This window comes from Gloeocapsopsis sp. IPPAS B-1203 (assembly GCF_002749975.1).
Classification (GTDB): Bacteria; Cyanobacteriota; Cyanobacteriia; order Cyanobacteriales; family Chroococcidiopsidaceae; genus Gloeocapsopsis.
In genome coordinates, this window is sequence record NZ_PEIG01000007.1 from 44,030 (window position 1) to 66,846 (window position 22,817).

At 42.8% G+C, this 22,817-nt stretch carries 21 protein-coding genes and 1 other RNA gene; 15 read left to right on the forward strand and 7 right to left on the reverse strand.

The window, feature by feature from the left end; translation table 11 throughout:
- The first annotated feature begins 5 nt into the window (after positions 1-5).
- Positions 6-473 (forward strand): preQ(1) synthase, encoded by a 468-nt coding sequence (gene queF, locus CSQ79_RS13900; protein ID WP_099701779.1) that lies wholly within the window; start codon positions 6-8, stop codon positions 471-473.
- Here the strand turns inward: queF and CSQ79_RS13905 are convergent.
- From CSQ79_RS13905 to CSQ79_RS13935, 7 genes are all read right to left on the reverse strand, one after another.
- Complete coding sequence (locus CSQ79_RS13905) at positions 470-1,867, reverse strand: cytochrome c biogenesis protein (protein WP_099701780.1); 1,398 nt, start codon at positions 1,865-1,867, stop codon at positions 470-472. The two genes, queF and CSQ79_RS13905, sit on opposite strands and share 4 nt — an antisense overlap.
- Before the next feature lie 4 nt (positions 1,868-1,871).
- Positions 1,872-2,609 (reverse strand): cytochrome c biogenesis protein CcdA, encoded by a 738-nt coding sequence (locus tag CSQ79_RS13910; RefSeq protein ID WP_099701781.1) that lies wholly within the window; start codon positions 2,607-2,609, stop codon positions 1,872-1,874.
- Between the two features lie 64 nt (positions 2,610-2,673).
- The gene (locus tag CSQ79_RS13915; protein WP_099701782.1) at positions 2,674-3,846 is read right to left on the reverse strand and encodes an FtsW/RodA/SpoVE family cell cycle protein; all 1,173 of its coding nucleotides are present in this window, start codon (positions 3,844-3,846) and stop codon (positions 2,674-2,676) included.
- 178 nt (positions 3,847-4,024) lie between these two features.
- On the reverse strand, positions 4,025-4,228 hold the full coding sequence (locus tag CSQ79_RS13920; RefSeq protein WP_099701783.1) for a phycobilisome linker polypeptide: 204 nt from the start codon (positions 4,226-4,228) through the stop codon (positions 4,025-4,027).
- Positions 4,229-4,543: 315 nt separating this feature from the next.
- Positions 4,544-5,029 carry an allophycocyanin subunit beta gene (gene apcB, locus CSQ79_RS13925; RefSeq protein ID WP_099701784.1) on the reverse strand — a complete coding sequence of 162 codons (486 nt, stop codon included), beginning with the start codon at positions 5,027-5,029 and terminating at the stop codon, positions 4,544-4,546.
- A gap of 63 nt (positions 5,030-5,092) precedes the next feature.
- Entirely contained in the window at positions 5,093-5,578 is a 486-nt protein-coding gene (gene apcA, locus CSQ79_RS13930) for an allophycocyanin subunit alpha (RefSeq protein WP_015187506.1), read from the reverse strand.
- A gap of 523 nt (positions 5,579-6,101) precedes the next feature.
- Positions 6,102-9,491 (reverse strand): phycobilisome rod-core linker polypeptide, encoded by a 3,390-nt coding sequence (locus CSQ79_RS13935; RefSeq protein WP_099701785.1) that lies wholly within the window; start codon positions 9,489-9,491, stop codon positions 6,102-6,104.
- A gap of 503 nt (positions 9,492-9,994) precedes the next feature.
- On the opposite strand from CSQ79_RS13935, the gene CSQ79_RS13940 reads away from it, so the two are divergent.
- The 14 genes from CSQ79_RS13940 to CSQ79_RS14005 all read left to right on the forward strand — a co-directional run bounded on the left by CSQ79_RS13940 (position 9,995) and on the right by CSQ79_RS14005 (position 22,814).
- On the forward strand, positions 9,995-11,176 hold the full coding sequence (locus tag CSQ79_RS13940; protein WP_099701786.1) for a class I SAM-dependent methyltransferase: 1,182 nt from the start codon (positions 9,995-9,997) through the stop codon (positions 11,174-11,176).
- 51 nt (positions 11,177-11,227) lie between these two features.
- Positions 11,228-11,725 (forward strand): ATP synthase subunit I, encoded by a 498-nt coding sequence (locus tag CSQ79_RS13945; protein ID WP_502693930.1) that lies wholly within the window; start codon positions 11,228-11,230, stop codon positions 11,723-11,725.
- Between the two features lie 41 nt (positions 11,726-11,766).
- Positions 11,767-12,528, forward strand: coding sequence for a F0F1 ATP synthase subunit A (atpB, locus tag CSQ79_RS13950; protein WP_099701787.1), 762 nt, complete (start codon positions 11,767-11,769; stop codon positions 12,526-12,528).
- A gap of 116 nt (positions 12,529-12,644) precedes the next feature.
- Complete coding sequence (gene atpE, locus CSQ79_RS13955) at positions 12,645-12,890, forward strand: ATP synthase F0 subunit C (RefSeq protein ID WP_006102085.1); 246 nt, start codon at positions 12,645-12,647, stop codon at positions 12,888-12,890.
- A 126-nt stretch (positions 12,891-13,016) separates the two neighbouring features.
- Positions 13,017-13,508 carry a F0F1 ATP synthase subunit B' gene (locus tag CSQ79_RS13960; protein ID WP_099701788.1) on the forward strand — a complete coding sequence of 164 codons (492 nt, stop codon included), beginning with the start codon at positions 13,017-13,019 and terminating at the stop codon, positions 13,506-13,508.
- Between the two features lie 105 nt (positions 13,509-13,613).
- Positions 13,614-14,171, forward strand: coding sequence for a F0F1 ATP synthase subunit B (locus CSQ79_RS13965; protein ID WP_099701789.1), 558 nt, complete (start codon positions 13,614-13,616; stop codon positions 14,169-14,171).
- Positions 14,168-14,719, forward strand: coding sequence for an ATP synthase F1 subunit delta (atpH, locus tag CSQ79_RS13970; RefSeq protein WP_099701790.1), 552 nt, complete (start codon positions 14,168-14,170; stop codon positions 14,717-14,719). The genes CSQ79_RS13965 and atpH overlap by 4 nt, the downstream gene beginning before the upstream one ends.
- 120 nt (positions 14,720-14,839) lie before the next feature.
- Positions 14,840-16,357, forward strand: a complete 1,518-nt coding sequence (gene atpA / locus CSQ79_RS13975) for a F0F1 ATP synthase subunit alpha (protein WP_099701791.1) — start codon at positions 14,840-14,842, stop codon at positions 16,355-16,357.
- Between the two features lie 134 nt (positions 16,358-16,491).
- Positions 16,492-17,436 carry a F0F1 ATP synthase subunit gamma gene (locus CSQ79_RS13980; protein ID WP_099701792.1) on the forward strand — a complete coding sequence of 315 codons (945 nt, stop codon included), beginning with the start codon at positions 16,492-16,494 and terminating at the stop codon, positions 17,434-17,436.
- 122 nt (positions 17,437-17,558) lie between these two features.
- Positions 17,559-17,947: a transfer-messenger RNA gene (gene ssrA, locus CSQ79_RS13985) on the forward strand.
- Positions 17,948-18,269: 322 nt separating this feature from the next.
- Positions 18,270-19,142 carry a sulfurtransferase gene (locus CSQ79_RS13990; RefSeq protein ID WP_099701793.1) on the forward strand — a complete coding sequence of 291 codons (873 nt, stop codon included), beginning with the start codon at positions 18,270-18,272 and terminating at the stop codon, positions 19,140-19,142.
- A gap of 140 nt (positions 19,143-19,282) precedes the next feature.
- Entirely contained in the window at positions 19,283-19,825 is a 543-nt protein-coding gene (locus CSQ79_RS13995) for an OsmC family protein (RefSeq protein ID WP_099701794.1), read from the forward strand.
- 106 nt (positions 19,826-19,931) lie between these two features.
- A complete protein-coding gene (locus CSQ79_RS14000; RefSeq protein WP_099701795.1) occupies positions 19,932-21,101 on the forward strand; it encodes an acyl-CoA dehydrogenase family protein in 1,170 nt (389 codons plus the stop codon).
- Between the two features lie 225 nt (positions 21,102-21,326).
- Positions 21,327-22,814, forward strand: a complete 1,488-nt coding sequence (locus CSQ79_RS14005; protein WP_289501128.1) for an ABC transporter substrate-binding protein — start codon at positions 21,327-21,329, stop codon at positions 22,812-22,814.
- Positions 22,815-22,817: the final 3 nt, after the last annotated feature.

Below are 22,817 nucleotides of genomic sequence, written 5' to 3' on the forward strand. Positions count from 1 at the left end.
AAACTATGAGTCATGATTCAAGCTTAGTGCAAAGTGCATCAGATTCGAGCTTAGCAGATAGTAATGCAGCTACTGAGCAAAAGTATGGAGAGCGTCAAATCGCTGATGGAAAGCTGATTACATTTCCTAATCCTCGGATTGGACGCTGGTACAACATTCACATTACTTTACCAGAATTTACTTGTAAATGTCCTTTCTCTGGCTATCCTGACTTTGCCACAATCTATATTACTTATGTTCCTAACGAGCGAGTTGTAGAACTTAAAGCAATTAAACTATATATCAATAGTTACCGCGATCGCTATATTTCACACGAAGAATCTATTAATCAAATTTTAGATGACTTTGTTGCCGCCTGCGATCCGTTGGAAGTCTCAATCAAGGGTGACTTTAATCCTCGTGGCAACGTTCACACCGTTATCGAAGTAACTCATAAACGCGAGTCGAGTAATACATTAACTGTAAAAAACTAAGCATCCTGGTTAGCGATCGCCTGCACAGAGTTGTGTTCTTCTATTATCTGTTTTTGTCCTAACTGCTCTAATAGCGTCAAAAACTCTCGTTCAAAAGCAACGTGAGCGCGATTTGTTTTACCACCGATGTAAAGCTTGCCATCTTTTTGTAATGCCCAAACTTGTGAATGAGAGACGTAACTCATGATGACACCCAACATCAGCAAGCCAAAACCTGAATAAACAAAGGGAATCCCTGGATCTGCTTTAATTTGTAATCCTGTACTACCGACAACTTCTTCGATCTTCAACTTAACACCGTTGACCTCAACAGCCATTCCAGGGCGCACAGTATTGATTAATTGCCCCGTTGTGTCGTATAGCAGCAGCATTCCTTGTAGATCTCTAGCAACAAGTGAAACCCCTGCACTCAAGTCAGGTTTTGTGGGAATCCAAGTTGCCCAAAGACGTCCTTGTCCATTGGTGTTTAACCGTGCCATTGGTAATTGCAAAATGGGGCTTTTGTTCAGTCGAATGCGAATTGCTGCAATTCCCCAGTCAGTTTGATAAAAAGTGACACCACGATGACGTAGTGGTTCATTAACAAAAATCTTTTTGTGCTTAACTTCTTGCCCTTGATTGTCAATCACAGATAAATCTGAATAAAATTGGTCGATTCCGCCAGTAGGCGTATAGTCGATCCAAAATCTATTAACTCGTACAGACCAATCTTGAGGAATTTGTGGTGTTGCCCAAGGACCAGCATCAACAATATTTTGAACTTTAAAACTTTCTCCACTCGCAACCATTTCTTGCGCCATGAAGCCTGTCAACGCTCCCCAAATTGCGCCCACAAGAATCAAAATCATACTAGCATGGACAACAATTGGTCCAACACGTCCAACAAGACCTCGACTAGCGTAAAGCGCGTCTCCTTCACGAAAGACTTGATAGCGTTTTTCCAACAAAGGTACCAAGTTATCCAAGGGTGTGCGGTCAACTTCTGCACTCAATGCAAACTTCCGAAACTGCTGTGGTTGTTTGTAAAACTTCCAAGTCCGCGCAAACCATTTCAGTGCAGGTAATTGGCGTCTAAATGTACAAGCAGTTAAGCTAGAACCGAACAAAATCAGCAGTGCCAAAAACCACCATGTTCGATAAACATGATCTAGCCCTAAACTCAGTAAGACTTTCCAGCTAAGAAAGCCAAACAATGCTGGATCTTCAGGATAATTTGCTTGGTAAAACGGAACTGATTGTCCTTGTTCAATGACAGTACCAGAGATGCTAAAAACGGCGATCGCTAGCAACAAGACAATTGCCAAACGCAAATCCGTCAGTACAGGTAAAAACTCACGCCGAAAAAAGCGCCGCAGTGACAACCCCAAATTTGACTTAGCAGAATCCAAAGACATTGACTTAAATAATTCCTACTGGAATACGAGACAAAAGCGAAAAGACACCAAAACCAACAAGTAGCGCTCCACTTACAGGTGTAATCCAACTTGACCAGCGGCGCAATTCTAACAGTTTTTTGATAGCAACTGTAAAAGTTCCTGCCAAGATTAACGGCATGACATAACCCACTGTATATGCAAGAAGTAAAGTAGCACCAAGCATTAAATCTTGCGTTGTTGCCACCCAAGCAAGCAAAGTGGCTAATACAGGTGTACTACACGGCGAAGCAACCACACCAAAGCTTAAACCAACAAGGTAGGAACGAACTCCAGGGGGTAAATCTTGCGACCATTCCACACTCCCGAATGATGGAAATTGTAAGGGCAATGCTTCAAGTAGATTCAGCCCCATTAAAATTGCGACAATACTGACAATAATAGGCAGCCCAATACCTACTTGTCCGTAAACTCGTCCTAAAAAAGCTGCGACAATGCCTAAGGCTGCTAAGGTAGTTGCTAAACCCAGAGCAAACCAAGTAGACATTCGCATGGCGTGCCAGCGGTTTTCTGCTTCATAACCACCAATGTAGCCTACTGTAATCGGTAGCATCGATAGCATACACGGTGTCAAGCTAGTCAATAAGCCAGCAGTAAAAATGATACCAACACTAAACCAACCAAGATGCGTCAATTGGTTGGATACTAGTGTATTTGCAAAATGTTCAAGTTCATATAACCGAGTTTGCCAAATCTCAAGCATGGAGCAGATACATTGAAAGGCTGATTCTGCTTCAATCTTAGCTTAGTCACATCCAAGTAAGGCGTTAAAGTTGTCTACTCGTGGCACGTCCTGGTAGTGTCACAACTTGAGTGTCCGCATTCTCTCTTGCAACACGGATCAGTAATCCAGCAATCATTAAGCTAGCAATGATAGAATTACTACCGTAGCTAACGAAGGGGAGTGGTAAACCTGTTGTAGGTAAAACTCCTGTAGAAACGCCGATGTGAAGCATTGATTGTCCTACTAAGAAAATCATTGCGCCAATTGCGATTAATCTATTTACTGGGTTCCATGCTTTGAGTGCCACAACTAAAGCGATCGTTGCATATACAACCAAGAGAAACAACAATAACACGCCCCCAACAAAGCCAAACTCTTCTGCGAAAATTGCAAAAATAAAGTCAGTATCTTGAATTGGCAAATAAAACAATTTTTGTTGCGATAGTCCAAATCCAGCACCCCAAGTTCCACCCGAACCAACTGCAAGCAGACTTTGAACCAACTGATAGCCACTCTTTGCCGGATCTATCCAAGGATTGCGAAAGGAAATGACTCGCACAAGTTGATAAGGATTTAAGCTAATGCTTGTTACAGCTACTAATATACCGAGTAAAGCGGTTCCTACTAACTGAAAATAAGGTAAACCTGCTGCAAGTGCTACTAACCAAAGTGCCATTCCACAAAGCGCTGTTGTGCTTAAATTTGGCTGACGGAGAATTCCTGCCAACATCAACGCAAAAACTATTAGCCAAAATAAGCGGGCATTCCAGCGAATTCTATGCCATTGCCCAAAAACACGGGCACTTTGTAAGATTAGAAACGGCTTGATTAACTCAGAAGGTTGAATCAAAATCCCCATAACAGATAACCAACGTCTAGCCCCCTCAATCTCTACTCCCACGCCTGGAATAAGTGTCAAAAAAATTAATCCTAAAAGAACTAATACACCCCAATGCGCGATATTTAAAACTGAACGTAAAGGTGAATGGACAAGAAAGTTAAATGCTACTAAACCAATAGTTGCTCCTATTAGTTGGCGCTTGAGGAAATACAGCCCATCTCCATACTTTACATCAGCGACTGGATAGGACGCAGAAAACAGAATGACTAACCCCATGAATAACCATAGTAAAGTTAGCCAGCGCAATAGACGGGCTTCGTTGACCCATCCAGTCACAGATTTGTCAAAGAAAGGAATGAGTTGACGGATCTGCACGGCAATTAAGTCGAATTTATAACATTAGGAGTATAGCGGTTATTTGAATAATGCGATCGCATTATTCAGTGCCACGTCAAAAGTTTTTATAAGAATTGTTAACTTACTACAGATATAAATAAAGAGGTCTTTTAAGACCTCTCAACACTAATCAACACTAATTAAATCTAAAAATTAATTACAGCAGCCCTGTATTCATTCCAGGTTTTCCTGTGGCCAGTTCCACCTTTACAATCTTGCCACCCATTTTCATGATCCGTTGCTGTTCCCGAAACCAGTTGTCGTAAGGAACGAGCTTAGTGAAGTAGGTGTTTTGCAACTCCCGCTGTGTTCTAATCCGTGTTTGACTAGGAACACAGGCAGTAACCTTAAACATCCGCATTGGTTAACTCTCTCCTGGATTATTGAATTAGAAAAATTTTTGATTTCAATTGATTTGAGGGCAACAAAATACCACTGCTACCCTATTTTCTCATGCTTTGCTTACACAATTCTTTAATAAGCGAACAATTTCAGCTAATTGCTCAAAGGCTGGAAGTAAAGCGTCAATGCCAAACCTCTTAACACTTATTGCCTCACACTGAGGCTTTGAATAAGCGGTAACATGTCTGAGCACTCACGATCAACTTCCAGACCTTAATTTAAGGAGAATTACCTTGAAGCTTTAGCTATCCTCTGTTATCAAGAGGAATAAAGCTTAGCTCAAGCCAGAGCAGATATAGTCAAAGTAAACACCCATTTCCTTACCAGCATCAGGACCTACTAAACTAGCAGTTACTTCTTTCATTGCTTGGATAGCTTGTACTGTTGCGCCGATAGGAACACCCAAAGAATTGTATGTTTCTTTAAGACCGTTAAGTACGCGCTCATCAAGGATAGAAGGATCTCCCGCTAACATGGCATAAGTCGAGTAGCGCAAGTAGTAGTCAAGGTCGCGGATGCAAGCAGCATAGCGGCGAGTTGTATACATATTGCCGCCTGGACGAGTGATATCAGAGTAAAGCAGAGACTTTGCTACTGCTTCTTTGACAATTGCTGCCGCATTAGCACTGATTGTTGTAGCAGCACGTACTCGTAGTTCGCCTGTTTGGAAGTAGCCTTTTAGCTTCTCCATTGCGGAGTTGTCAAGGTACTTACCTTGTACGTCTGAAGCATTAATTACTGATGTAATCGCGTCTTGCATGGTTTTAATTCCTTATTTCCCACCGTGTTGCAATTGTTAGTTTGAGAAGTAGGTTCTCACACCCTACTGCATAGCACCGACTAGATAGTCAAAGTAAGAGCCAGCTTCAGAAGCATCTTCCGAAGACATCATCGAGGTAGCAACATTCTTCATTGCTCGGACACTTTCAGCAACTGCTTCAATCGGAGTGCCGAGTGACTTATACATTTCGCGGACGCCAACAACACCAATTTCTTCAATTGGTGTAACATCACCAGCGACAACTCCGTAGGTGATCAAGCGTAAGTAATAATCCATATCACGCAAGCAAGTTGCAGTCATTTCCTGACCATAGGCGTTTCCACCAGGGGAAACAACATCAGGACGCTTTTGGAATAATTGATCGCCGGCTTGCTTAACAATACGCTCGCGGTTGTCTGTTAGGGTCTGAGCGATCCGTAAACGGCGCTCACCACTAGTAACAAAGCTCTTGATCCGATCAAGCTCACCAGGGCTGAGGTAGCGAGCTTCGGCATCCGCATTCACGATCGATTTCGTGACGATACTCATTAACCGATTCCTCCAAAAATTAATGAAACCAGGTTTATTTAGTTTCCCGTACTTACTTTGACAGTAATCCGAGACTGCTAGCACACACCTTGAGTTACTCAAGTGCTGGGTATTGCTAGTAGAAATTTACTCAACTTTCTGGATGCTACTGCGCGGAATTCCGCTACTTGCGCACTCCATTTGGGGAGAGTTCCCAATTTTTCCAAGGTGTTTTTTATAACAGTAGTATTACCTTGGCTAGCTGTATCTATGCTTAAGCGTTTTGCTTTGACTTGCCAGCTAATTCACTGCTTTCGTCTAGACATTTACCAGCTACCTGCGTAACTAGAGATACATTAAGCTTGCAGATACAGTTACCTTCCGCAAATATTTTGCGGCATTTAGTTCATCTTCTGAGTCACCTGTTAACAGTTTTTAACATTAATTTTCAGTTTTCTAACAGACAAGAAGCTCTAACCAGTCATTTTGTCTTGACTGGTCAGAGGATACTAGTAGCCTACTCAGACTAAATGAAGCTTAGACTCTAGAAGCGGTTTAAAACCGAAGGAGACAAATCAGACCAAGATTGCTTAACCAGATCAGCAGCAGCCTTCACACTACCCAAATAGTTACCGGCTGGTAAAGAGGGATAGCGACGATAAGGTACAACATCCTCGCCAAAAAATTGAGCGTACTCAGCACTGTCTACCATTGCATCAACAGCAGCTTTCAGACCGCCATCAGCTAATAACTTATTGTATTGACGAATTTCTTGCTGCGTTGCTGGTGCTCGACCCAAAATATGACGGAATAAGAATTCAATCACCTTAGTGTTTGGGTATGGCGTGTAGAAGCGCCGCACGTAGATATCTGAACTTGCTAGGGTACGGATAAATTCTCTAACTGAGATTTCACCGTTTTTCAGCTTGCTGTCTAGATCAGAACGTCGCAAGCTGTCTGGGACTTGACCGCTAAACAAATCCATCACTTGACAGTAGATCGCATCAACAACGAGCGCCATTTCAGCCGAATTTGCTCCTTGAGTAGCGCGGTAAATCCGTGCAGGTCTGCGTCGAGTTGTTCCCACACCAACCTCAACTGATTGTCCGCGACCATCATTAAAGGAACGACCAAGCTCAATAAATAATGGACGAGTGCGATCCATTTGTCGGGCTTTTGCTGCTGTATCAGCGATCGCCTTCGCAGTTAATGGCATTTTCGCCGCATCCATTTTTGGTTTGACTGGCTCAAAGCTCGGCACAACCAAGTCATCATTTTGCTTAGTCAGCTGGTTATAGAGCTTTTCTGTATTGGGGAAATTAGCAGCTGGTAGTGTTGGGAAACGGCGATATGGCACTGTATCTTCTCCAAACACTTGAAGATACTCCATACTATTTACCATCGCACTTACAAAGCCACGAATACCCTGAGCAGCAAGAATTTGGTTGTACTTGCGAATCTCGGCTTGGTCTTTTGGTGCGCGACCTAAGAAATGTTTGGTTCCTAGTTCAATCACCTTAGTATTTGGGTAAGGTGTATAAAACTCCTTGATATAAAGCTGAGAACTACCTAACCCCTCAATAAACTCTTTAACAGTAATCTCACCGTTACTGAGTCGGCTTTCTAATGAGGTAAACTCATTCTCAACAATATACGGTTCGATGTCGCGCTCAAAGACTTGTCGATAGGCAGCCCGAATAATGATTTGAACATCAGTCTTATCCGTAGTGCTTCCCAGTTTGAAAATTTTGGTTTGCTCGCGTTGTCGCGAAACACCTTGATTAACTCGGAATTGAATATTTGGTTCAGAGCGAGTTTCTGCTACCGCACCCAATTCAACAAAGCGTGGTGTCTCTTCCGTCTCGACCTTAGTACTAACAATATCTTCGGGAATACTGCTAACACGTAGCGATCGCAATGCCACACCAGCAGGAGTTAAATAACGCTCATAAGGAACAGTATCTTCTCCAAAGGTCTCATTGTACTCTGGACTATCAATTAAAGCGTCAATGAGCGCGTAGAAGCCCTTCTTGGCACAAATATCAAAGTATTTGTTTGTTTCTTGCCTACCGTAGGTAGGACGTCCTAGTAAGCGCCGATGAATGTATTCAACTGCCTTTGTGACATACAAAGAAGTCCAGTACAAACTCCGGAACAAATCTGATTTTGCTAATTGGCGAATAAATTCTCGAACACTAATTTCGCCGTTTTCTAGCTTGATTTCTGACACCTTCAGGCGCTGTCCTTCGTAAACATCGCGTCCAAAGACTTGGAAATACGCAGCTCGAATTACTGCTTGTGTCGAGCTTTCCGAGAATTTGACACTCGAAGTTGTTGGTGCTCTTCTGCTACCAATACCAGGTAACTGATCGAGACGAAAAACTTTAGGTCCAAGTGTTCCAGGAAATTCACCGCGTGCTTTAGGATTGCTGTTTTGGTTGTTAGTTGCAGGTCCCTGGTGAATCAAGATCCGCTTAGTGTCCTTGCCAAAAGGAGCTGGTCGCGTGCTCGGATTGCGAGTTTCTTTCGGGAAGATCGCACCAAACTGAATTTCTAGCGGATCGTTACCTGAGCCGTAAGGATGCTGATCTGGTAGCGGCTGATTGTAACCTGCAAATAGCGTAATGAACTGCGGTACTTTGCGGAATGGCGCACTGTAATTTAAGAGATCTTGTTGTGCTCCCCAATTACGGCATTCTTGGGCTTCTTGACCTAAACCGCGAATATAAGGAACTGTTTCTTCACCGAAGTAGTCCGAATATTCTTGAGAATCTACTAATGCATCAACTAAAGCAGGTAAACCACCTTGCGAGATGATGGAAAAGTATTCTTGTAGTTCTTCACGACTTGATGGACCGCGACCTAAAAAGTGGCGAAAAGCTAATTCAACGACGCGACTGTTAATAAACGGCTCGTAGAATTGTTTCCGATACAGTGGTGATTTACCTATACGGCGAATAAACTCTTTCATTGAGATATCGCCGTTTTTGACTTGAGATTCTAGGTAAGAAATCGACTGACTGTAAGCACGAGTAATATCCCGCTCAAAAACCTGTCGATAGGCTGCTTTGACCACCTCTTGCTTTTCTGAGGCAGAAAGACCTGGTTTCATGACAAACTTTTGGCGTCTTTCCGCTGCATTGAAGTAAATTTGCGGCAGTTGCAAGCCTTGCTTATCAGACGAAGCAGTTTGGCGTAGCTTATCTGAAGGCGTTGGTGCTTTAAATTCTGTAACTAAGACATCCATGTACTGCGACACAATGTCTGTTGCTTCTTGATCCCTGCGGAAGTAAGAGACTGCGGCTTGCCGCATTTCCTGTAAAGCAACAATTGTAGCTTCACCAGAACAGGCATTTTCAATGATTTCGCGTAAACCCCGCGTATTAACCGCAATGATGTTTGGATCGCCAGCCACGATTGCATAAGTGACATAACGCAAAAACCACGATAAGTCGCGCAGTGACTTTTGCATGTTGCTTGGTCCATAGCGCGCCACGTTGATCGGGCGAAATCCTGGGGGTGTCGCGCCACCCCCACTTGGCGAAGCACTAAACAGCGATCGCAACCCTTCTAGAAATCCTCCACGGCTTTCAACGTAAGTGATATTTCCTAGTCGAGATGCATCTTGTACTGCTTCTTGGGCACCTACCGCCGCCATCTCAGCTTCTCGTGGCTTTTCGAGATACGCCATTGGCGAACCGCCTACAAAAATGCGGTTAGCGGCGCGAGACACAATTAATGCTGAGTTTTGGGTTAGTGTCTCGGCAATTTGTAATCGTTTTGTGCCTGATGCAAAATAATTTGCTAATTCATTTAGTTCACCACGTTCCAAAAAGCGGTCTTGTTGTTCCGCTTGGGAAATTGTGGCGACTGCTAGTGTTTGATATAGTTGCGGGCGTGCAACTGAGCTTCCACCACTTGCTTTAACACTCATTATTATTCCTAAAACTCCCTTGAGATCACAACACAGCGATCAATCTGACTAGAGTACTAGTTTCTGTTGCTTACTATTTTCCCACTAGATCTTCCACCCAAAATATTTTTGGTAAAGAAAGTCAAGTAGGAGTGGTACTACTGTCCCACAGAACTTAATGATGTTCGTTTTTTATTGTTGAACAGCCAAGAACGAAGCTGAAACTTGAATTGCTTCTCCTGTTGCCTTCCCAACCTATCCTGACTTCTATCAAGCAAGTTGCCACTCGATTCGCTGTTATAACGGTCAAGTGTGCCCTAGGGTAAAGGATGAAGGAGATTTTCGCAGTCAACCGTTTACTTAACAAACTGTAATGGTTTATTCAGTCTCATACCTACCAAGGCAGGCAGACAGTTGACTATTGCTTTAGATTTATACGTAACTTTATAGAGGTTACGTAGGAGATCATAGTGGATATAGGCAGAACGCCTGAGAAAAAAGATAAGTTTTGTTACTTTTAGCGTATGGAAGCTCAAGATATTAGTTCTGCCGTACAGCGGTTATATGATACATATCCGTTTCCTCCAGAACCACTTTTAGATAGCCCACCTCCTGGTTACAACTGGCGCTGGAATTGGACGGCTGCTTATAACTTTTGTACGGGTCAAAAACCTGACAAGCAAGATGTCCGTATTCTCGATGCAGGATGTGGGACAGGAGTGGGAACCGAGTATCTTGTACACCTCAACCCGCAGGCTACTGTCGTCGGAATTGACTTAAGTGCAGGGGCATTAGCAATAGCGCGCGATCGCACCCAGCGTTCCGGTGCTGATCAGGTCGAATTTCATCACCTCAGCTTATATGATGTCGCACGAGTACCAGGTGAATTTGATTTGATTAACTGTGTTGGTGTACTCCACCATCTCGCAGACCCTATCAAAGGAATCCAAGCCTTAGCTGCTAAACTTGCCCCTGGTGGATTACTGCACGTCTTTGTTTACGGAGAACTGGGACGTTGGGAAATTCAATTGATGCAAAAAGCGATCGCCCTTCTTCAACAAAGTGCAAATTATCAAGATGGTGTCCAAATTGGACGAAAAATCTTTGCAGCCCTGCCGGATGATAATCGCCTTGTCAAACGCGAAAAAGAACGCTGGTCTTTAGAAAATCAGCGTGACGCAAATTTTGCAGATATGTACGTTCATCCTCAAGAGATTGACTACAATATCGAGACACTCTTTGAACTGATTGATGCTTCGGGTTTAGCTTTTTTAGGCTTTTCCAATCCGGGTTTCTGGCAATTAGAGAGACTTTTGGGAAAAGACCCAACGTTGATGCAACGCGCACAAGGTTTGAGCGATCGCGCGTTGTATCGTTTAATTGAACTGCTAGACCCTGCAGGCGCTACACATTATGAATTTTTCCTCGGACGCCCTCCCTTACCCAAAGCCGACTGGTCAGCTGACGAGACACTGCTTGCAGCGATTCCCGAACGTCATCCATGCATGGAAGGATGGGCAAGTTGTTGTTTATTCAACTACGACTACCAAATTGTCAATTTATCCGAAGCAGAATTTGAATTTTTGCAAGCTTGTGATGACAATTGGCAACATAGCGTAAGCGAAATTTTGTCTCAAGTGAAGCTAGATTTAGCGGGAGTGCGATCGCTCCTGAAATCTGGACTGATTATTCTAAGTCCGAGTTAATTGTTTTTTAAGTATTGTTACCACAACATGTTATGATTTCAACTGGCTCATATGAGTCAAGTTAATCAACCGTACTGGTTTGCGTTTCCCGTGAACTTGGCAAACAACTCCTCAGAACCCGCACCTTCCCAGGGAGATATTTCTCCCACTGGTTTTGCTTCGTCAAAGCCAAACAGCTCAATGCAAGATTTCTATCAGCTTGCTCAAGAGTTGTTATTTTGGACTCTCACATTGACAGGAATGATCTTTGTCTTTGTCTGGATGTTCTATTCACTTAATATTGCCCTGAACTACCTGATCGGGGCATGCACAGGTGTGGTTTACTTGAGGATGTTAGCAAAAGATGTTGAGCGACTAGGTGGAGAAAAAAGACAGCTGAGCAAAACTCGGTTAGCTTTATTAATTGGGTTAATTCTACTCGCAAGTCGATGGAATCAACTGCAAATACTGCCTATATTTCTGGGCTTTCTCACCTATAAAGCTTCGCTCATCATCTACGTACTGCGGACGGCATTTGTCTCTGACTCTCACAAAGTCGGGCAATCCTAGAAGAGTTTTATTCTCACTTGGGGAATCCAGTTGAAGGGAAAATGCTGAATATTTTGCGCATCACCAACTTTGCTCACCTTGCCGAATTAGAAGTAGGCAAACATCTCTATTGGCAGATTGGTAATCTCAAAGTTCATGGTCAAGTTTTTTTGACATCATGGTTCGTGATTACCTTGCTAGTCATTGTGTCAATTGCTGCTACCAGAAATATCAACCGAATTCCCCGTGGGCTACAGAACTTCATGGAGTATGCCCTAGAATTCATCAGAGATTTGGCAAAAAATCAGATAGGGGAGAAAGAATACCGCCCGTGGGTGCCTTTTGTTGGCACTTTATTCTTATTCATATTTGTGTCAAATTGGTCAGGGGCACTCGTTCCTTTTAGGCTTATTCACTTACCAGAAGGCGAACTTGCAGCTCCTACTAGCGACATAAATACCACTGTGGCGCTGGCTTTGCTGACATCGTTAGCATATTTTTATGCCGGTTTCAGCAAAAAGGGTCTAGGGTACTTTGGTAATTACGTGCAGCCTGTACCTTTTATGCTGCCTTTTAAAATTATCGAAGATTTTACTAAGCCCCTCTCCCTGAGCTTTCGATTATTTGGTAACATTCTCGCTGATGAACTAGTAGTGGGTGTGTTGGTATTACTAGTACCATTGTTTGTTCCCTTGCCAGTGATGGCTTTAGGTCTGTTTACAAGTGCAATTCAAGCACTGATCTTTGCTACACTTGCCGCAGCTTACATCGGCGAAGCGATGGAAGATCATGGGCATGGTGAAGAACATGGGGAACATGCGTAAACGTAGAGAATATGGAATAGGGAAGTACCTGTACACCCATTACCTCATACGCAACTGACGCGAGTTAGTTCAAATAAATTTGTAATTTCAGTTTTGTCAAGTAAGGAAGATAAATCATGGATCCATTGATTTCTGCTGCTTCAGTTATAGCTGCTGCTCTTGCTGTAGGATTAGCTGCTATCGGTCCTGGAATTGGTCAAGGAAATGCAGCAGGTCAGGCTGTTGAAGGAATCGCCCGTCAGCCAGAAGCAGAAGGCAAAATTCGCGGTACTTTGCTGTTGAGCTTAGCATTTATGGAAGCGTTGACAATTTACGGTCTGGTTGTTGCTCTTGTGTTGCTATTTGCCAACCCATTCTCGTAATTGCTCGTGTTTTAAAGTGTAGAGGCACTTTTTGTAAAGTGTCTCTACATTGCCACGATATAAACTAATTTAACTTCTGCTCAACCTACATAGCCCCTTAGAATGACATCAAAGGGGTATGAGACTATGACACATTCAATAATCTTACTCGCAGCAGAAACAGCAGGTAAAGAAGGCGGGCTATTTGATCTTGACGCCACCCTGCCTTTGATGGCTATACAGTTTCTATTTTTGGTTTTGGTTCTGAACGCTACTTTTTACAAGCCACTGAGTAAAGCAATTGATGAAAGGGATGAATACATCCGTAAAAATCAATTGGATGCACGGGAACGCTTGTCGAAAACAGAGCAACTAGCGTCTCAATATGAGCAAGAACTCGCTACAGCACGCCGACAGTCGCAACAAATTGTCGCTGATGCTCAAGCGGAAGCTGAAAAAGTTGCTGCAGAAAAAATTGCCGCAGCAGTGAAAGAAGCACAAGCTCAGCGAGAACAAGCAGCGCAAGAGATTGAACAACAAAAGCAAGAAGCTTTAGCATCATTAGAACAACAAGTTGATACCCTCAGCCAGCAAATTATGGAAAAACTGCTAGGGACACAGCTTGTCGGTCAACGCTAGTTGTAGTTCAGATGACAAAAAACTAGAGTAGAAGCTTAATGCCGAAACTGGGAAAGGCAATCATTCACAAGACGAACTCAAGCAGCGCAGATGTGGACGGGTACAATGGAAATTTTTTTATTGTTGATGGCAGAAGCCAGCGCTGTGAATGCTGAATTGGCAGAGGGAAATCACGGTTTTGGGCTGAATTTTGACATTTTAGAAACAAATCTGATTAACCTTGTCATTATTATTGGCGTACTGTTTTTCTTCGGGCGCAAAGTTGTCGGGAAAACTCTCAGCGATCGCCGCGAACGGATCGAAACAGCAATTGTTAATGCACAAAAGCGCGCAACCGATGCAAAAGCGGCACTAGAAGAACAACAACAGAAGCTGGCTCAAGCGCAAGCGGAAGCTGAAAAAATCCGCAATAATGCCCAAGAGAATGCCAAAGTCGCCAGAGAAAAAATTCTCGCAACGGCAGCAACTGACGTTGAACGCATGAAAGAAACTGCAAGTCAAGACTTGAATGCAGAACGCGATCGCGCGATCGCCCAGTTGCGTCAGCGGGTCGTCGCGATGGCGCTAGAAAAAGTTGAATCTCAGTTGCAAACTGGCGTAGACAGTGATACGCAGCAAAAACTTATTGACCGCAGTATCGCGCTGTTGGGAGGTCGTTCATGAAAGGTGGTGCCGCAACCCAAATTGTTGAACCGTATGCTCAAGCGTTGATGTCAGTAGCGCGTAACAACAATTTAACCGAGCAGTTTGGTGGAGATATCCGTGCTCTACTTGATATTTTAGAGAATTCCGAGCAACTGCGTGATTTCCTTGCTAATCCATTTGTTAGCGTTGAGGACAAAAAAGCTGTGCTACAGCGCGTAGCTAGTGAAGTTAATCCGTATCTAAGAAACTTCCTCATGTTACTAGTAGATCGCCGCAGGATTCTTTTGCTCAAAGACATTTGTCAGCAGTTTCTCGCGATTCTACGTCAGTTAAATCAAACAGTTTTAGCAGAAGTGACTTCTGCCGTAGATCTTACAGATGAACAGCAACAAGCTGTCCGTGAGAAAGTGATCGCGATGACAAGTGCAAGAGAAGTTGAATTAAACACCAAAATTGATCCTGATTTGATCGGCGGTGTCATCATTAAAGTAGGCTCTCAAGTCTTTGATGCAAGTATCCGCGGTCAACTACGCCGCCTTTCTTTACGCCTGAGCGGTAATACATAAATATAAGGGGTGAGGAACTAGGAGCAAAAGCTAGAAAAATTCGCAATGGCACTTTGTGACTCCTAACCCGCAACTCCTAAATCATACTCATAACCTTTACCTCAACACCTAACACCCAAAATGATCAGCATTAGACCTGACGAAATCAGCAGCATAATTCAACAGCAAATTGAGCAGTATGACCAAGAAGTTAAAGTAGCTAACGTTGGTACTGTACTGCAAGTAGGAGATGGTATTGCTCGGATTTATGGCTTGGAAAAAGCCATGGCAAGTGAACTATTAGAATTTGAAGATGGTACTGTTGGCGTTGCGCTGAACCTAGAGGAAGATAACGTAGGTGCAGTGCTTATTGGAGAAGGTCGCGAAATTCAAGAAGGTAGCTCCGTAACCGCAACTGGAAAAATCGCTCAGGTACCAGTAGGAGAAGCCATGATTGGGCGCGTCATTGACGCTTTAGGTCGTCCCATTGATGGTAAGGGAGATATTCAAACCTCTGAAAGCCGCCTGATTGAATCTCCTGCACCAGGAATTGTGGAACGCCGTTCAGTCTATGAACCAATGCAAACGGGAATTACTGCAATTGATGCCATGATTCCCATTGGTAGAGGACAGCGCGAATTGATCATCGGCGATCGCCAAACAGGAAAAACCGCAATTGCTGTAGATACAATTCTTAACCAGAAAGGCGGTGACGTTGTTTGCGTATATGTTGCCATTGGTCAGAAAGCCTCTACTGTAGCAAATGTCGTCAACGTGCTACAAGAAAGAGGTGCAATGAATTATACTGTCGTCGTTGCGGCAAACGCCAATGATCCAGCCCCACTGCAGTGGTTAGCTCCGTATGTTGGTGCGAGTGTGGCTGAGTACTTCATGTATAAAGGTAGAGCCACACTAGTCATCTACGACGATCTTTCCAAGCAAGCTCAGGCTTATCGTCAAATGTCATTATTACTGCGTCGTCCACCAGGTCGGGAAGCTTATCCAGGAGATGTCTTTTATCTCCACTCGCGGTTACTCGAAAGAGCAGCGAAACTAAGTGACGATCTAGGCGGAGGTAGTATGACAGCACTACCCATTATTGAAACCCAAGCAGGCGACGTATCAGCATACATCCCCACAAACGTTATCTCAATTACAGACGGACAAATTTTCTTGTCTGCTGACTTGTTTAACTCTGGTATTCGTCCAGCAATCAACCCTGGAATTTCTGTATCGCGCGTAGGCTCTGCTGCTCAAACTAAGGCAATGAAAAAAGTTGCTGGTAAACTAAAGCTAGAACTAGCACAGTTTGACGACTTACAAGCTTTCGCACAGTTTGCTTCAGATTTAGATAAGGCAACACAAGACCAGTTAGCCCGTGGCGAGCGCTTGCGCGAATTGTTGAAGCAGCCGCAGTATTCCCCACTAGCAGTCTACGAGCAAGTTGCTTTGTTATATGCCGGAATTAATGGCTATCTTGATGATATCGCTGCAGATAAAGTAACAACTTTTACAAAAGGTCTGCGCGACTACTTGAAAACGGGTAAGCCACAGTTTGGTGAAATAGTTCAAAAAGAGAGACAGTTAACCGAAGATGCAGAAAAGCTGCTTAAAGAAGCACTGACAGAATATAAGCAAACATTCTTGGCAGCTGCCTAATTTTATAGAGGTTGGGGATCAGAGGTGAGAGGTTAGGGAATTTAATGAGGTTGAAAGCAATAGCGATCGCGTGTGTTTTCCCTGAACTCTGATTCCTAGCCTCCGGCTACCAATAACTGACAGTTGAGAAAACTATGGCTAACTTAAAAGCAATTCGCGATCGCATCCAGTCGGTCAAGAACACTCAAAAAATTACTGAAGCCATGCGTCTAGTGGCTGCAGCACGCGTACGCCGTGCCCAAGAACAAGTAACGGCAACTCGTCCTTTTGCAGATCGCTTGGCACAAGTACTCTACAACCTACAAGGTCGATTGCAGTTTGAAGATGTCGATTTACCTTTACTGAAAAAGCGGGAAGTCCAATCAGTAGGGCTGTTAGTTATCTCAGGCGATCGCGGTTTATGCGGTTCTTATAATACTAATGTTATCCGCCGTGCAGAAAATCGTGCGAAAGAGTTGAAAGCAGAAGGTCTAAACTACAAATACGTTTTAGTAGGACGTAAAGCCAATCAGTACTTTCAACGTCGCGACCAACCAATTGACGCTACCTATACAGGCTTAGAGCAAATTCCTACTGCCGCTGAAGCTTCTAGCATAGCTGATGAACTTCTTTCTCTATTTTTATCAGAAAGTGTAGACCGGATTGAGCTAGTTTATACTAAATTTGTTTCATTGGTAAGTTCTAGACCAGTTGTGCAAACCTTACTACCGCTTGACGCTCAAGGTCTAGATGCTGATGATGAAATTTTTCGTTTAACTACTCGCGGTGGCGAATTTGAAGTTGAACGTCAAAAAGTAAGTACTACCGTCCGCAGCTTTCCACGAGATATGCTCTTTGAGCAAGATCCTGTCCAAATTCTAGATGCACTATTGCCTCTATACCTGAACAACCAACTTTTGCGCGCACTGCAAGAATCAGCAGCCAGTGAACTTGCAGCAAGAATGACAGCAATGAATAATGCCAGCGATAATGCTAGTGAATTAATTGACACTCTCACGCTGTCTTACAACAAAGCACGGCAAGCTGCAATTACCCAAGAAATTCTTGAAGTGGTTGGCGGTGCCCAAGCACTTGGTTAGAAGAAGGTTAGAGGTTAGTTGAAAGAATTCTTCTAAGTTATTCCCCTGACCTCTGACTTCTCTCAAATTCTCATAACTTGTCAATTCCTATATAGCTGACTATAATGGAAGTATAAATGCATGGGGCTGTAATGGTTTCGACGTGGTGGCGAACATTGCTCTGTGATACAGGTCGAGAGCGAGTTTTCTCTCGTTAATACCAGACTCAAAAAAATGTAACTGCGAACAACATCGTTCCTTTTGCTCGTAAGCAAGCTCTAGTAGCTGCATAACAATCTCTTAAAGATTCGAGCGTCTGTAGTCTGACTCCGTTAAGGGCTATAGACCAACCCCCAACGGATGCCCTAGTGAGGTTTCTCTGGTTACTTGCTAGCTAAGACTTAACCACTGCATCCTACCACTCGGGATAATGGGTGGTTCCCGCCTTGAGGATTAGAAAGGCTAAGCCTGTGAATGAACGGGGGGTTAATACCCATTACGGACGGCAGTTCGATCCTGCCCAGCTCCATTACCATAATTACTTAGAAGTCTGTCTTTTCATGAAAAGGCAGGCTTTTTTGCTGTCTGATGTTGTATGTGAGCATTTAAAGACAATTGCCTTAATTAGTAGTAAAAGACACCGTCTCTCACAATCAACTATTCTATTAATTAGATAGAACGTTCTACATAATAGTCTGAAGTAGAACACCGAAATTTAGAGCTTTTTATTCCAGCTATGTTTTCCGCAGCAAGAGTGTTTCTATTCTTGTATAGCTGAGAAAACTGGTTTACTTGCACAGTCGTTCTAGCGAATCAAATTTGCTAGGGCTAATTCACTAACTTAGATAGATATTATGGAAGTTAAACCTCTGATTTCTCCTTCAGAACTTGCAAGTCTTTCACAAGAATGTGTTGTCGTGATAGATACTCGCGCACCTGAAGAGTATGCTGTTTCTCACATTCCTGGTGCAGTTAATCTGCGAGAGATGTTTACTTACCTAGCAACTTCTACACCTGAAGGATTAGCTGAGTTGCGATCGCAATTTGTAGAACTTCTGAGTGCAGCAGGAATCTGTGGTACAGAACGCATTGTCATATATGAAGATGCCTTAAATACTGGATACGGGCAATCTTGTCGCGGTTATTTTTTACTAAAGTACTTTGGCTGTCCTTTTGTCTCTGTGTTACATGGTGGTTATCAAGCTTGGCTAGCAGCAGGTTTACCAATTACAACAGAAGTTCCTGTAATTGAAAACAAAGTTTTCACAGCCAGTATTGATTCTTCAATGATGGTAACTACTGCGCAAATGCTGCAAGCACTAGACAATCCAGCAGTTATTAAACTTGACGTTAGAGATGCCGATGAATGGCGAGGAGAAAGTTCTTCTCCGTATGGTGTAGATTTTTGTCCGCGTAAAGGTAGAATCCCTGGGGCAGTTTGGATCGAGTGGTATCAGATGATGGAGCCAAATTCTGAAATACCAATGTTTCGCTCTACCGATGAAATTATGGCAATGTGTCAAGAGGTTGGTATTACACCTGATTCTACAGTATACATTTATTGCTTTAAAGGTTCGCGAGCTTCTAATACACTCATTGCACTAAAGGAAGCTGGAGTCAAGGATGTGCGCAATTATTTTGCCTCTTGGAATGAATGGTCGCGCGATGGATCATTACCAATTGAGACAGGAGAACCGAGCGATCGCAAGATTCCTGCATCAGTTTAACGACTAAAGAATACTGTAAAAAAGGTCATAGTAAGCCTCTCGCGGATTGACTATGCTGCGAAGACTTGCATAGCGTAACACAATTTACTGTTTTTTACAGTTACTACTGATTGAATTAGATAGAACATTCTATTTAAAAAATGACTGAAACTACACTGACAACACAACTTAAATCTCCACTACGTCCAATTAGCAAAGAGGGCTTAGAAAAACTCGCTGCTAGTGCCAAAGCAAACCCAGATGTTGTTAAGTCCCTCAAGGTCAAGACAGTTTGCGAAGGACAGTTTCGCAATCTAACTTACGTACGTGATTTACCTGCACACGTTATTGACGAACCACCAACTTTATTAGGACAAGACACAGCACCCAATCCTTCTGAAGCCGTACTAGCTTGCCTAGGTTCCTGTCTATCGGTTGGAATCCATGCTAATGCAGCCATGCGTGGTATTACCTTGACAAAGTTGGAATTGGAACTTGAGGGAGATATCAATATTACAGGTGTTTGGGGAATTGGTGACTTGTCAGACAAGCGGTTGGGATTTACAGATATTCGAGTCAAAGTTGAACTAGACGGTGATGCTAGTCGTGAAGAGTTAGAGGAACTTGTTGCTCATGCTAATGTCTGGTCGCCAGTTGCTAATACACTCAGGCTTCCTGTCAATATGGAAGTTACTCTGGCGTAGATATTTTATCTGATTAGTCGCATGAGGCTCAATCCTATGAGTAGCAACAAAATAAATATTGGGGTTGAGCCTATATTTTTATAATCATCTTGAAAGAGAATTTGCGATGCATTCCCATATTCATACGGTTAAAGATTTGCTAGTTGAAAATACGCCATTACCAGACTCAAATAGTGATGCGATCGCTCAAAGTATTCAAAATCTCATTAACTTAGAATTAAAGCCTAGAGTCAAAGATATTGATGAGAAAGGTGAATATCCAAAAGCGTTTTTACAAAACCTTGGTGCGATTGGTGGATTTGGGCAAAGTGTTCCCAAACAATACGGTGGTGCTGGACATCAAGGGCTAAAATTTCCGGTACAGATGATTGAGGCAATTTCTCAAGAATGCCTAAACACAGGGTTTATTACTTGGTGTCAGTTTGCCTGTACGTGGTATCTACAAAATAGTGATAATGAATACTTGCTAAGAAACGTTTTACCCAAAGTAGCAAGCGCACAAATCATAGCAGGTACAGGGTTATCTAACCCCATGAAGCATTTTGCTGGAATTGAGAAAATTGCTTTAGTTGCGCAGCGTAAGAAAGGTGGATATTTAATTAATGGTACTTTACCCTGGGTATCCAATATTGGTGCAGAGCATTACTTTGCGATCGCAGCTCAAATAATTAATTCTAATGACTACTTAATGGCAATTGTTACTGACAGTTTCCCAGGATTAACTTTACGTTGCAATTCTCATTTTATTGCCTTAGAAGGTAGCAATACTTACGCCTGTATTTTCAAAGATGTTTTTGTACCTGATACATTTGTTTTAGCAGCACCTTGTGAAGAGTATGTTGAACAAATTAGAGCTGGTTTCGTTTTAACTCAGGTAGGAATGGGTTTAGGATTAGTCTCCAGCTGTATTGAGTTGATGCAAGAAGCAAATAAACGTCTAGCTCATGTCAATTGTTTTCTTGATGATTGCGTAGAAGATTTAGAAAATGAACTTGAATCTCTACGCTTACATACTTATATCTTGGCAACAGAGATACAGTCACCTGAATCTATCCGAAATGATTTCTTTAAAAAAGTTGTCCAAGCTCGTGCAACAGCCTCAGAACTTGCTTTACGTGCTGCGCAATCTGCAATGTTACATTTAGGTGCTAAAGCTTATTTAGAAGGTAGCACCGTTTCTAGAAAGCTGCGAGAAGCTTATTTTGTAGCAATTGTAACTCCTGCATTAAAGCATTTAAAAAAGGTTTTGTCTCAGATGACAGATACTGCTGTTTAATCGATTGAATAGAGTTATTGTTTCAAAAATATTTGAAGATAAAGAAGTTTAGGTATTCAAAACTTCGACTAGAAAGCAACATAGAAAAACATTTAATTAAATAAAAATCAATTAATCATGGTAGCTTACCTCAATACTAAAGTTAGAAAGACTTATAATTTAAATAGCTTCATATCAAGCTGCTCTTGTGGTGGTTTTCATACATCAGAAGAACATTGGAAATTCATGGAAGGAATGCCTCAAGATCCAGTAGATTTAGTTGCAGATCTAATTGCAATGGGGCAATACGAACCTGAAACGTTAAAAATAGCTGAAAAAAATATTTATGCAGAACTCAGACAAGCTTTAGTACAACAAATACTCGCTAAAGCTGAACCAAGACAGCAGCAAATATGTAACGAACTAATCAAACAAGCAGGAGGACTAGAAGAAGCATTCGCAGCTGCATTTGGTTCTCATGCAACAGGCTTTTTTAATGATACTTTGCGAGCGAGTAAATTTCGGCGCAGAGATTTTTTAATCAAAGTGGCAGCAACAGCAGCGATTGTGACGCTAGCAAGCTGTGCGGGCGAGAATAATAGTAATACTTCACAATCATCACTAGAAGAAGCAAGCACTCCTGGAAACTTAGAAAAAACAGATTTAAATATTGGTTTTATTCCAATTGCCTGTGCAACTCCGATTGTCATTTCAGAACCCTTAGGCTTTTATCAAAAGCATGGCTTAAACGTAACCTTGCGGAAAATGCCTAACTGGGCAGCAGTAAGAGAGTCAGCGATCGCAGGTGAACTTGATGCCTATCATATGCTTTCGCCCATGCCAATCGCCGTGACGCTGGGTTTAGGTTCGACAACTTTCCCAATTCAACTTGCAAGCATCGAAAACATTAATGGACAGTCGATTGCTGTTGCTCTTAAACACCGAGACAAAATTCAAGGTCCTGCGGATTTTAAGGGAATGACAATTGCAGTTCCTTTTCCCTATTCAATGCACAACCTACTATTACGCTATTATTTAGCTTCTGGAGGCTTGAATCCAGACACCGATGTTGCTATCCAGATTGTGCCACCACCAGACTCCGTTGCCCAAATGTCAGCAGGGCAGATTGATGCTTTTTTGATGCCTGATAACTTCGGTCAGCGTGCAGTATTTGAAGGCATTGGTTACATCCATACGTTGACAAAAGATCTGTGGGATGGTCATCCTTGTTGTGCTTTTGCTGCTAGCCAACAGTGGATTGATGCGCATCCTAACACCTTCCGCGCAGTCAACAAAGCAATTATTGATGGTGCTGCACACGCCAACGCTGCTGAAAATCGTACAGAAATTGCCAAAGTCTTATCAGAACGTCGCTACCTCAACCAGCCCGAACCTGTGTTGCAAGCAGTGATGACAGGTAACTTTGAAGACGGATTGGGAAATACGTTAAACGTGCCGGATCGCGTGGGGTTTGATCCTTATCCTTGGAAAAGCTTTGCTAAGTGGATCTCCTCGCAGTTAGTGCGCTGGGATTTGATGCCAACTGAGAAAGCCGACTATCCCCAGATTGCCGAACAGATTTACATGACTGATTTAGCAAGAGAACTTGCCCAAGAATTAGGGCAAAATCCTCCGAATGAAGAAACTAGAGTAGAAAATCTGAAGTTTGACACTTTTGATCCAGCAAATCCTGCTGCTTATTTAGAACAACAAAATCAAAAATTCAACGTTTAAGCT

Bases quoted from the DNA above. Each gene is read 5' to 3' on its own strand.
- queF (WP_099701779.1), top strand. From the start codon at position 6: ATGAGTCATGATTCAAGCTTAGTGCAAAGTGCATCAGATTCGAGCTTA.
- CSQ79_RS13905 (WP_099701780.1), bottom strand. From the start codon at position 1,867: ATGTCTTTGGATTCTGCTAAGTCAAATTTGGGGTTGTCACTGCGGCGC.
- CSQ79_RS13910 (WP_099701781.1), bottom strand. From the start codon at position 2,609: ATGCTTGAGATTTGGCAAACTCGGTTATATGAACTTGAACATTTTGCA.
- CSQ79_RS13920 (WP_099701783.1), bottom strand. From the start codon at position 4,228: ATGCGGATGTTTAAGGTTACTGCCTGTGTTCCTAGTCAAACACGGATT.
- apcB (WP_099701784.1), bottom strand. From the start codon at position 5,029: ATGCAAGACGCGATTACATCAGTAATTAATGCTTCAGACGTACAAGGT.
- apcA (WP_015187506.1), bottom strand. From the start codon at position 5,578: ATGAGTATCGTCACGAAATCGATCGTGAATGCGGATGCCGAAGCTCGC.
- CSQ79_RS13935 (WP_099701785.1), bottom strand. From the start codon at position 9,491: ATGAGTGTTAAAGCAAGTGGTGGAAGCTCAGTTGCACGCCCGCAACTA.
- CSQ79_RS13940 (WP_099701786.1), top strand. From the start codon at position 9,995: ATGGAAGCTCAAGATATTAGTTCTGCCGTACAGCGGTTATATGATACA.
- CSQ79_RS13945 (WP_502693930.1), top strand. From the start codon at position 11,228: ATGAGTCAAGTTAATCAACCGTACTGGTTTGCGTTTCCCGTGAACTTG.
- atpB (WP_099701787.1), top strand. From the start codon at position 11,767: ATGCTGAATATTTTGCGCATCACCAACTTTGCTCACCTTGCCGAATTA.
- atpE (WP_006102085.1), top strand. From the start codon at position 12,645: ATGGATCCATTGATTTCTGCTGCTTCAGTTATAGCTGCTGCTCTTGCT.
- CSQ79_RS13960 (WP_099701788.1), top strand. From the start codon at position 13,017: ATGACACATTCAATAATCTTACTCGCAGCAGAAACAGCAGGTAAAGAA.
- CSQ79_RS13965 (WP_099701789.1), top strand. From the start codon at position 13,614: ATGGAAATTTTTTTATTGTTGATGGCAGAAGCCAGCGCTGTGAATGCT.
- atpH (WP_099701790.1), top strand. From the start codon at position 14,168: ATGAAAGGTGGTGCCGCAACCCAAATTGTTGAACCGTATGCTCAAGCG.
- atpA (WP_099701791.1), top strand. From the start codon at position 14,840: ATGATCAGCATTAGACCTGACGAAATCAGCAGCATAATTCAACAGCAA.
- CSQ79_RS13980 (WP_099701792.1), top strand. From the start codon at position 16,492: ATGGCTAACTTAAAAGCAATTCGCGATCGCATCCAGTCGGTCAAGAAC.
- CSQ79_RS13990 (WP_099701793.1), top strand. From the start codon at position 18,270: ATGGAAGTTAAACCTCTGATTTCTCCTTCAGAACTTGCAAGTCTTTCA.
- CSQ79_RS13995 (WP_099701794.1), top strand. From the start codon at position 19,283: ATGACTGAAACTACACTGACAACACAACTTAAATCTCCACTACGTCCA.
- CSQ79_RS14000 (WP_099701795.1), top strand. From the start codon at position 19,932: ATGCATTCCCATATTCATACGGTTAAAGATTTGCTAGTTGAAAATACG.
- CSQ79_RS14005 (WP_289501128.1), top strand. From the start codon at position 21,327: ATGGAAGGAATGCCTCAAGATCCAGTAGATTTAGTTGCAGATCTAATT.